The organism is Aggregatibacter aphrophilus ATCC 33389 (assembly GCF_900636915.1).
GTDB classification, from domain to species: Bacteria; Pseudomonadota; Gammaproteobacteria; order Enterobacterales; family Pasteurellaceae; genus Aggregatibacter; species Aggregatibacter aphrophilus.
The window spans coordinates 2,328,342-2,337,153 of record NZ_LR134327.1; the positions used below are offsets into that span (position 1 = coordinate 2,328,342).

9 protein-coding genes and 1 pseudogene are annotated in these 8,812 nt (G+C 49.2%); all 10 read right to left on the reverse strand.

The window, feature by feature from the left end; genetic code table 11:
- Window positions 1-8: 8 nt before the first annotated feature.
- Complete coding sequence (locus EL144_RS11210) at window positions 9-2,795, reverse strand: phage tail protein (protein WP_005705135.1); 2,787 nt, start codon at window positions 2,793-2,795, stop codon at window positions 9-11.
- Window positions 2,795-3,001: a hypothetical protein gene (locus EL144_RS11215; protein WP_005705134.1), complete on the reverse strand. Its 207-nt coding sequence runs from the start codon at window positions 2,999-3,001 to the stop codon at window positions 2,795-2,797. The genes EL144_RS11210 and EL144_RS11215 overlap by 1 nt, the downstream gene beginning before the upstream one ends.
- A gap of 3 nt (window positions 3,002-3,004) precedes the next feature.
- Entirely contained in the window at window positions 3,005-3,256 is a 252-nt protein-coding gene (locus EL144_RS11220) for a hypothetical protein (protein WP_005705133.1), read from the reverse strand.
- Window positions 3,257-3,268: 12 nt separating this feature from the next.
- Window positions 3,269-4,078 carry a phage BR0599 family protein gene (locus tag EL144_RS11225; protein ID WP_005705132.1) on the reverse strand — a complete coding sequence of 270 codons (810 nt, stop codon included), beginning with the start codon at window positions 4,076-4,078 and terminating at the stop codon, window positions 3,269-3,271.
- A 53-nt stretch (window positions 4,079-4,131) separates the two neighbouring features.
- Window positions 4,132-5,823, reverse strand: a complete 1,692-nt coding sequence (locus EL144_RS11230; RefSeq protein ID WP_005705131.1) for a hypothetical protein — start codon at window positions 5,821-5,823, stop codon at window positions 4,132-4,134.
- A gap of 5 nt (window positions 5,824-5,828) precedes the next feature.
- The gene (locus tag EL144_RS11650) at window positions 5,829-6,224 is read right to left on the reverse strand and encodes a hypothetical protein (RefSeq protein WP_232010625.1); all 396 of its coding nucleotides are present in this window, start codon (window positions 6,222-6,224) and stop codon (window positions 5,829-5,831) included.
- Between the two features lie 101 nt (window positions 6,225-6,325).
- The gene (locus tag EL144_RS11655) at window positions 6,326-6,793 is read right to left on the reverse strand and encodes a hypothetical protein (RefSeq protein WP_232010626.1); all 468 of its coding nucleotides are present in this window, start codon (window positions 6,791-6,793) and stop codon (window positions 6,326-6,328) included.
- A gap of 2 nt (window positions 6,794-6,795) precedes the next feature.
- Window positions 6,796-7,792 (reverse strand): annotated as a pseudogene (locus tag EL144_RS11240) (hypothetical protein).
- Window positions 7,793-7,803: 11 nt separating this feature from the next.
- Window positions 7,804-7,980 (reverse strand): hypothetical protein, encoded by a 177-nt coding sequence (locus EL144_RS11660; protein WP_232010627.1) that lies wholly within the window; start codon window positions 7,978-7,980, stop codon window positions 7,804-7,806.
- A 19-nt stretch (window positions 7,981-7,999) separates the two neighbouring features.
- Complete coding sequence (locus EL144_RS11665; protein ID WP_232010628.1) at window positions 8,000-8,764, reverse strand: HlyD family secretion protein; 765 nt, start codon at window positions 8,762-8,764, stop codon at window positions 8,000-8,002.
- Between the last annotated feature and the right edge of the window lie 48 nt (window positions 8,765-8,812).

Consider the following 8,812-nt stretch of genomic DNA (forward strand, 5'->3'; position numbering starts at 1 on the left):
TTTGAAAGCTACTCCTCCCCAACTCTAATTGTGATATCTCTAAATGTCAGTGCGTTATTGCGGATATCCGCCTCCGGCACAATCTTAAACCTAATGATATTTACCCCTGCAGGTAACTTATCTGCAACTTGTTGCGGGTGCCACTCATTAGTTTGCCAGTCGCCCATTAAATCTGAATCGTATGATTGCACCACGTTTTTGCCATTAAGCAGTTGCACAATCACCCGGCATTTGCCGCGGCGTTGGTTATACGTCATAATTTTGTAATCAAGCACAAAACGAGCATATTTACCGGCGGGTATTGCATAGTCTTTATAGATGTTGGATTTTGGCTCCGCGTTACTTGACAACATAAGGTATTTACCGCCTGGGATATCATTGTCATCATACTTATTGATTAAGTCATCGCCCGCAGTCCAAGTCTCACGATAATCATACTTATAGAGTAACACTAACGCGCCGCCGACTTTGAGCACATAACGATGCAAGCTTTGTAAGCCATTTTGGGTGCTATATAACGCTATTTGGCTAAATTGCTCGCCATCTACCTTTTTGGCGTCCGGGTAAACAAACTCGGTTGCGGTGGTATCAATAGACCGCACCACGCTGTCGCCATCCAGTAAATCTACTTTGTAGCTGACACCCTTGCCCAAAACGGTGCTGTCATCCGTATGCGGAATCAACTTATCCGCCTGCACATCACGGTCACGGTGCGCCCAGGTGAGCTTAAACGCGGATTTGTCATTAATGGTGTTACCGTAACCGCCATCGATTTGCACTTTGCCAGGTGGATAAGGGCGGGCTTGACGTTGACGGGTGGTAAGTGTAAGCACCTGAGCCTTGCTCTCATCAAGCGTTTGCTGTGCAGTGCGGGTGAGTAATTTACCCTTAATTTGCTCGCCCACAGTGTATTTTGTCTCATCCGTGCCGGCGGCAAGCAGATAACACCACGCCAAGACGCCCGCTTTATGCGCTTGTGGGATAGTATCCGCACAACCGCGCCCCACAGTCATTGTGCCGGTTTTAAAATCGACGGAATCAATCTTAATAATCTCATCATCCACAATGAGCGCCTCGGCGCCCGCAAGGGCGGAATACTCACCCTCTAACCTAAACTTAATGCTAGTCTGATAAGGGCTCACCTCGCCGACCAGCTCAATACATGGCGTGAATGAGCCTGTCGCAGTCTGCGCATAGCCCGCGCCTACGTTGACTAACATGTCATAGCCAACGGAAAGCGGGGTAGGTTGCGCGCCCATGCCCCACACAAAGCAATCAGTCGGCTTAACATACACCAACTCCGCGTCCGTCAATACAAGCGGGAGGACATGATATGGCACCTCAAACAACTGCGCGTGCTCAATCGGTTTGGCGGTGTAATCGGGCGGCACATAAAGCGACTCGCCCTTTTGGGTGGAGTAGTTAGCTGATGGCAACCCAAACACATCCTGCAAGCAAGTGGCGACAATCTCGCCCTCATTGCCGTTTTTAAGCTCACCGACCCGAAAGACCACGTCCACAATATCACGCTCCGGCAGATTAACCCGGATAACATCACCCGGGCGTAACTCACTACCACGCATATCAAAGGTGATTTTAAGTCGCGTTAAACCACTGGCAATCATCTCTAAATCACGCTGAGCCACACGCGCCGCCAAATCAAACGTTGGAATCCCTTTATACTCAACCGTCTTACTAATTACGCCGTGCATTTGCACTGCCGCGATATTGTTAGCAATAGCCTGGTCGTCGCGGTTTGTCACCGGCTCACGGTATTTAACAATGATTTGATTGGCCTGCTTATCGGTTGCCGCACTATCATCATCGAGCACTGAAAGAATCCCGTTATCGTATGTAAACAGCGGTAAATCCTCGACCTTGTAATCATGGCGAATCAGCTTAATCGCTTGTTTACCGGTCTCAATGTTGTCATATTGCGCCGCGCCGATGTGATCCACAATTTGCTGAATGAACTCTTTAATGGAGGTTTGGCGGTTGTAGCGGATACACAAGCCAAAGCCCTCGGCATAAAGCGTATCGGCGGCTTTTTTGTAGCTATCCAAATCCAAATCGGAAAGGTCTTTTTTACCGCCCCAACTCTTATTCGTAGCGCACTCAACCAAGATATGTGCCGGATTCATGGCGTGAATCTCTCGTACATTTTTTTCTTGCTCCGGTGTCAAGCCGGAGATTTTGAGATTATTGTTGCGTAGCAAGATTTTAGCTTTTTCGGGGTACCACACCACACCGCCGTGCCAGCCTTTATTTGCTCTGCGCACGCGGTAACTGTGCTTTTTGGGATAGGCGTTATAGCAACTAATCAACCCGCTAAACACTGTCGTGGCGACGCCGCGGAAGCCGGGAATTATGTCATCTTGGCTAAGATTACCCGGCTCTACGTTGCCATTTTGAAAAAATTTATTGCGCTCAGGGTTTTTGTTTGCATATTTGCGCAGCCATCTTGAGGCATGGGTGGCAAGCGATGGGTTATAAACTCCTTTGAGTAAATTAATCAGCATTTGTGTCGGCTTTTGGTCGGGCTCGCCCATGAGTATCTCCATCCGGCCTTGAATCCCACCCTCGCCGCCGGTGTTATCACCGCCGAAGAGGTTGGGCTTGTCGATATAAATCGCCTGAGAGTGAGTGAGCTCACCCGGCTTGCCAACATAGGCGGTTTTGTCGTCCACACGTAACTCAACAATCTCGTCCACCGGTCCGCGTCCAAGCCCACTTTGAATATCCCAATAATAGCGATAACCAACCGTTACCGACCCGCCGCCACGTTTACCACCCATTATTTATCTCCTTGACGCGCCGCAATGGCGGCATTAATACATTTGCGGGCAAATACACTGCCCGTGTTTAAAAGCACGTCAGAATCAATCCCGTGTGCTAAAAAATCGGCATAGTCCAAGCCTTCGCGTACAAAAAACGCCTCCACACCGGAGGCGCAGAAATCTACCCGGCGCATGTCTTGCATTGTGATAGTCATCTTGTCCATAACTTAACCTTTTTTGATTTCGGTGGTGCGGTAGTTACCATACGCCAACACTTGCCAGTCCTCAGTCCAACAATCGCCAAAAAACACACACTGCGGCGTGCCCTCGTCAATTTGCGGAAAATTCCAATCTTTTGCGTTCACCGCATCGGGGCTGTTATTATTGCCTCGCTTATTGTTAAGCGCTTGATTGATGTAATAACTGGCAACCGCCCAAGCGACGATTTTGACGATTGCCCATGCAATTGACTCATACATAATTAATACCCCTCAGAATACCCGCGAGCCATCATACGGCGACTTATTTGGCATGTGCGGCGCGCCACCGTAATTGAGCATATTGTTAAACTTTTTAAGACACGTCTCGGCGCGCCCATCACACCCCGGATACACCTTAATGACTGTGCCGACAGACAGTTTTTGGGTGCCGCCCATAAGCGTGAGTTTGTTATTTTGATGAACGGTCACTGCACGCACCTCGCGCACGCCGTCGTCCGTCCACTCGATGAAACCTGCATTAAACCAACCCTGCGGCAAGTTTTGCGGTAAATCAACAGTGATAGATACACCATCCATCGCGCTTATGGTGAGCCCCGCGACGACAAAATTGCCCGGCTTAACTTTGCAATCCACGTCATACAGTGTATAAGGGCAGTTACGCCCCCAAGTCAGGCGCAATCCTGCGCTATCCATGGTGTCGGACAATGCCGCGGAGGTAAGATTGGTAGTATGTATATCCGGGCGACTTGCCTCCGTAATCGTACCAATCCACACAATACGGATCTCGTTGTCGTCCTCATGCAAGCGCATAATAGTGAGCTTAACAGTTTGGCTAGGCGGAAGCCCTCGATACAGGCGCGCCACGGGGTTGTTGCTTGGCATGCGAAGCGTCACATTGCCATCACCTCCGCCGTCGCGGGCATCACTGATAGCGGACGCTAGCCATTTCTCGCTGTTAATCTCTAAATCCTTGTCCGCATTGCAAAAGCGCCAGATTTTCTCGTTTTCGCCGCGCACAAATTGATATAAATCAATCGGGCGCCCCTCAGAGACGGAATGTGTTTTGCTTAAATAACTCATCTTTAAATATCCTTTAAACCGCCTTTAAAGTGCGGTCGTTTTTATGGATGTTTTTACGGCTCAAGCTCATCGCGGAGCCCGCGGAAGCTCACTGTCACTGTTGCCGCGCCGTCTGCGTCAGTGTGATGCACCCAACTGACTGTGTCGCTCTCCAAGCGGGACAGTGTCAAGTACGAAATCTTAAGAATCTCCGCTTGTTTGATATTGAGCGTGTCGCCGTCAAAGGCGAGCCGCTCTGTTGCAGAGTTAATCACTGCGGATGACACAATACGGCGATAAAAAATCCGCCCGCCGGTGCACTCAATGCGCACGTCTTGGCGTCCTGTTTGCTTTTGCAGTGCGCCGGTATAGTTGATGTAGGCAATATCTAAAGTCTTGCCGACAATATCGCCCACCGGCGTCACATCTGTGCTTGAGGTTGCCACCCAAATCGCACGTTGACGCCCGCGCAAGTGGTAAAACAAATTGCGGAGCTTGCGTTGTTCTTCCCGCCCACTTGCCACAAAGCGGTGGGCGGTGATTTGCATGGCTTTGTTTGCGGTATCCAAGTAATACGGCAAGCCCGTCTCATTATCCAGCGTCTTAATCAGCCGTGCATATTGCGCAGTGACGTCTTCTGACCACTCCGATGTCGGCTCCAACACCGGGTGGTTGCGATAAGTCGGCAAATGGCTCACATCATCACTCCACGCATTATGCTCGTGCAGTTGTAGGCGGATTTGCGCGGTTGACACGTTATCGCTTAAACGGCGTACTTGCGGCATATCCGTAAGCACAGCAGAGCGGAGCGGGTAAACGGCGGTAAAAGTGCGGTCATAATTACCAACGATTGGGCGCTTAACTGTGATTTTACTTGGCTCCAGCGCAGTAATCTCAACCATCTCCTTGTTGCTTCCGGTCATCAAAATTGCGCGCCCACCGACGGCAAAATCATAGCCCACGGTGTTAATAGGTAACTCCACCGCGCCCTGTTGCACAGGCTGTAATAATCTTGCACAATCGGTAAAAATCGGTAGCGACCACACGCGCGAGCCGTAGCCGTAAAGGGCGGATTCAAAGAGTTGGCGCTCGGTGTCACTAAAACTCACTTTAAACTCAAACGTGCGGCGCGGGCTTAAACGACGCGCGATACGTTGTTCGGCGGCAGTGACGGATTGATGCACGCGGGTGAACCACTCGAGATTTTCGGTGACGTCCTCACTCCAATCCGGCATAAACGACCAATCAGTGGAGCGCGAGCCGGTAATGCGTAGCGTAACGGGACTTTTGCCCAAAAAGTTAAACGTGACTACGCAATCAATCTCCGGTGTGCCCTGCATGCCGACTTTAACCGTCCATTTTTTAAGGGCGAGCGCGTTAAACGTGCCGGATGTTGGGCCGACAAGCTCTATGCCCTCACCACCGACGACGGAAACAGATAAAAGTTTTACCGCACTTTTGTTGGCATTCCAAACTTGCACATTAAAAGTCTGGTCAGTGGAGATTGAGCCAAGATTGACGGTGTGCGGGATAACAAAAATACGTTTATATAAATCAGCGTAGTAATTGGGCACAACATGAGCGCGCGTGGATTGCGTCAAATCAATCGTCACGCCAGCTGTCAGTGCACCATGAATGAGCTTCCGCGGGCGCGCCAAAATGCGCTGGTTAGCCCCGCGATGGGTTGTGAGACTATCAAGATAGCCGGTGTCTTTAATCGCGCCCGATTTGCCTGTTTTTGCTTTGTATGCCGTGATATTAGCCATAATTGCTACTCAATAATGCGATATGCCACGCCCTGGATGCCGGAGTTGTTTTTACCCTCCTCGATTGAGTTAGCATTGCGCTCGTCGTATTGTGCGCTCGGGATAATCATCCAACGCTCACCGGCAATCTCTAAAATTTGGCGCGGCTGAATGCCAACCATGGTGCACTCGTAACGGTCCGGCAATATGCCCAAACGGCGAAACACACCGTCAATGCCGTGCGCAATCAAACTGTGCGGGCATGGGATTAACGTCTGACCGAATTTTGATTGACTAAAGTCAACCAGTAATTTATCCGGGTGGTATGTCTTATTGTCGGTGTACATTGATGCTCGCCCAAGCGTCAGCAAATATTTACCGTAGTCTTTTTTATTGATGTCGTTAAAATCATTAATACTCACCGGCGCAAAATACCACGGCGATTTTGTTGCACCGCTAATGCCATCAGCTCTAACAACTGCCTGATTACCGTTTTTACCATTAGCAAAACCATAAATGTGATCTATTTCTTGGTAATGCCCATATCGTCCCTGTATTGATGTGCCGTAAGTATATTGTCCGCCGACATACTCACCCTCTTTATCAGCGTACCAATCCCAAAATGTCTAAATTTATCAGCTTCGACTTGCACAACAATGTGTAAATATTGCTTAGTGCCAAAAAAATCATAAGACACATAATTACCGCTATGCAGTTGAGTGGTTGCGGTCTCAATGGTCGTAAATGAGTTATTTTTTGATGACCCGGGTTGAGCGTCTGCCCCCTTACTTTTGTCAAATCCGGAATTAACATAGCCAAACAGAAAATTACTCTCTGCGGATAACACAAATGACCAATAACCGTCGTCATTATGCAAATAGAGCTCATTGTTTGTTGCTTTATCAATGACCCAATTTTGGGTCTGCGCAAACTCGGTAAGTTTGGTTAATAGCTCGTTTAGTGTTTTTGCGGTGCCTGTTTGATATGCCATGGCTACGCTCCCGTTGTCTCAATCACAAAATAATCCTTGGTTTTAACGCGGAATCCGCCGTTAAACACCACGCCCGAGCGCCCCTCGGCAATTGTTACTTTATCTCCGGCTGCGCGTTGCAACCCTGGAATCCAATAAACGCCATCCAGCGCACCCCCAGCGATTATTTTTTTGACTGGAGACCTTGTAACTTAAAAACTCAACCGGCAAAAGCGGAAAACTCCCACCGGGAGAAGCGCCCATCGTACTTAAAATTTGAGGTTGCATATAACTGCCGTATGAATAGTAATTACACATCGGATACATAAATTGATATGCCGAGTCGGTATTGATGTTTTTGTATGTCTCACCGTAAAAATCGCGCCAAGTCTGGTCAGGGGTAATCAACCAGCAATTGCCATAAAGCGGATTAACGATAGACGAATTAAAATTATCAGACTGTGAATAGCGGATAAAAACACCTCTATTACTATCATCAACTAGCGGTGCACTACCGCGATACAAAGCGGGTATGGGTATTCTGTCGGTGGCACAGTAGGCAAAATAAAGCCTAGATAAGCACTTGAGCACACTTGCGAGATACGGGTCACAATCTTGCAACAGCGACCATCCGCAACAATGTGATACTCAATCGCGCGGTTATCGGCAAACAATGCCACGCCAGGCGACGGGTTAATTAAGCCTTTGTGGATTTGTGTCTCGGTGACAAATTGTGGGTTGTAAAACGTACCACCCCAAAAATTAATATTGTATGTGTCGGCAGAAATCAAATTGGCGGTCGAGGCGCAAATATAAATATCCTGCTCAATCCCTGTACCGGTGGACTTCCAGGCGATTTGACCGGATTTCTTTTGTCGTTGTGGTTGCCGGCAAAGTGCGGTCAAACAACACCGTCCACGCCTGCCCATTGGCAACCAACGTCGGGTCGGTGGTTAAAAACTTATTTAGGATGTCAAGCAAATCGCGCTCGTTTTGCGCGGTGCCGGTTTTGTATGCCATGTGATAACCTCTTAATTTAAAATATCTTTTACGGTTTGTTTGTTGGCGCGGAGCATAGTGATGACTGCCTTAACACCCGCGGTGGTCTTGAGCCCCGCAGTAAATAACTCTGCACTGTCAACTGCCAAGGTTTGCTGGATGTTGACCGGTGATGCTACCACCTGCGTGCCCGTGCGGCCGTCACGCAAAGAATCACTTAATCCAGGCTCACTGTAGCTTGGCACAGGAGGGACAGATACCGGGCCGCCTTGCGAAAATGAGCGGAGTTGTCGGCGGTTGATGGCGTGCATAAAGCCTACGCCATAGTGCGCCACAGAAATCCGCCTTAACCACGAACTCACCATTGGATAGGCGGGCGGGGATTGAATCCGATGTGCTTGTGCCGGGACCGCGGATATAACCCCCTGTTGCGGCCGCAACGGTACCGCTGGAAAATGCACCTGCAATCGCACCCCACCAACCGCTTGTCGCGCTTGCCGCCTGCATGGCGAGCTGTTGCGCGGCAATATTAATCATTGCATTTATGATGGTATTGGCGAGATTTAACACGGCATCACGCAAGGTCATTGTCCCTTTAGCAAGCCCTACAATAGAGGTTTGCAATCCTTCCGTTAAACCCTCTTTAAAGGTCTTCTCAAGGTCATTTCCCGCATTTTTAAGCTCGGCAATCTTGATTTTCATGCCCTCTAGAGAGCTTTTGGCCGCTTCACCTTGCGCGCCAGGCATTTTGGCCAATTTTTCCAATACCGGGATTTGTTTTTCAAGCTCTGCCACAGTTTCGGTGTATAGGGCCTTCAGTTGTTGTTGCCCCTCAAGGTGGCTAATTAAGCCCACCTGCACCTGCGCTTGGATACGTTGCTCTTGCGTGCTTTGGTTTTGATACAAGCGATTGATTTCAGCTTGCACCCCGTCCACCTGCGCCTTGGCTTGCTCCAGTGGTAAGATTTTTTTAATCAGATTAATCCCATCCACATTGGAGTGCTTAGTAAACTCGGCTAATAGCTTGTTATAACGGCCCTC

What these genes read in the sequence shown, in the direction of transcription:
- EL144_RS11210 (WP_005705135.1), bottom strand. Translation starts at nt 2,795, where the DNA reads ATGGGTGGTAAACGTGGCGGCGGGTCGGTAACGGTTGGTTATCGCTAT.
- EL144_RS11655 (WP_232010626.1), bottom strand. Translation starts at nt 6,793, where the DNA reads ATGGCATATCAAACAGGCACCGCAAAAACACTAAACGAGCTATTAACC.
- EL144_RS11225 (WP_005705132.1), bottom strand. Translation starts at nt 4,078, where the DNA reads ATGAGTTATTTAAGCAAAACACATTCCGTCTCTGAGGGGCGCCCGATT.
- EL144_RS11230 (WP_005705131.1), bottom strand. Translation starts at nt 5,823, where the DNA reads ATGGCTAATATCACGGCATACAAAGCAAAAACAGGCAAATCGGGCGCG.
- EL144_RS11220 (WP_005705133.1), bottom strand. Translation starts at nt 3,256, where the DNA reads ATGTATGAGTCAATTGCATGGGCAATCGTCAAAATCGTCGCTTGGGCG.
- EL144_RS11215 (WP_005705134.1), bottom strand. Translation starts at nt 3,001, where the DNA reads ATGGACAAGATGACTATCACAATGCAAGACATGCGCCGGGTAGATTTC.